Raw genomic sequence first — 693 nt, 5'->3', positions numbered from 1 at the left:
GCACGAAACAAATCAGTAATCGGCACTTCAACTTGACGACAGGAATCAAACACCAAGTTAACCTCTTGGCGATTTGGTCGGCACGCCATGCGGGCGATCCGGCATGGCAGGCGTCAGATTTCCGGGGCGGACAGACCAATGAAGACGAGCGGCGGCGCGCTTCGGCGCATTCGGGGAAGGCAGCTTCTTGCCGGTGCGAGCGGCGCGGCGATCGCCTGTCTGCTTCCAGGGCAAGCCTCGGGAGCGACCTATATGGTCAGCAATGAGGCGCAGCTGATCGCGGCCATCAACTCTGCCAATGCCGACGGCGATCCCAGCTCGTCGATCGTGATGACGCAGAGCTTCAGCATACAGGCCCCGCATACGCTGCCGATACCGACCAAATCGCTGTCTGTCGACACGCAGGGCTTTACCTTGTCCGGTACGTCCGCTCCCGGTCTCGGAGGCACTGTCCGTTTCAGCGGCGGAACCTTTGCCAGCGGCACGCTGACCCTTTCAGGCACGCTCACCGGCGCCAACCAGGGCGGTGGCATGCCGGCCGGTGTCGGCTTGGTCGTTGACAGCGGGATATCGACATGGGGCAGCCCCACCGGGCAGGTCGTCAACAACGGCTCGATCACGGCTGGTTCCGCGACCGGGTCAGGCGCCAACGGCAGCATCGGCGGGACGCTGCTGAACGGCGGGACCTTCGTC

The 693-nt window shown here is 63.8% G+C and carries 1 pseudogene; it reads left to right on the top strand.

The window, feature by feature from the left end:
- Positions 1-138: 138 nt before the first annotated feature.
- A pseudogene (locus EN738_RS34800) lies at positions 139-693 on the top strand (DUF4925 domain-containing protein); the annotation flags it as partial.

Source organism: Mesorhizobium sp. M4B.F.Ca.ET.017.02.2.1 (genome assembly GCF_003998955.1).
GTDB lineage: Bacteria > Pseudomonadota > Alphaproteobacteria > Rhizobiales > Rhizobiaceae > Mesorhizobium > Mesorhizobium abyssinicae.
This window is presented reverse-complemented; position numbering and strand designations above follow the sequence as displayed.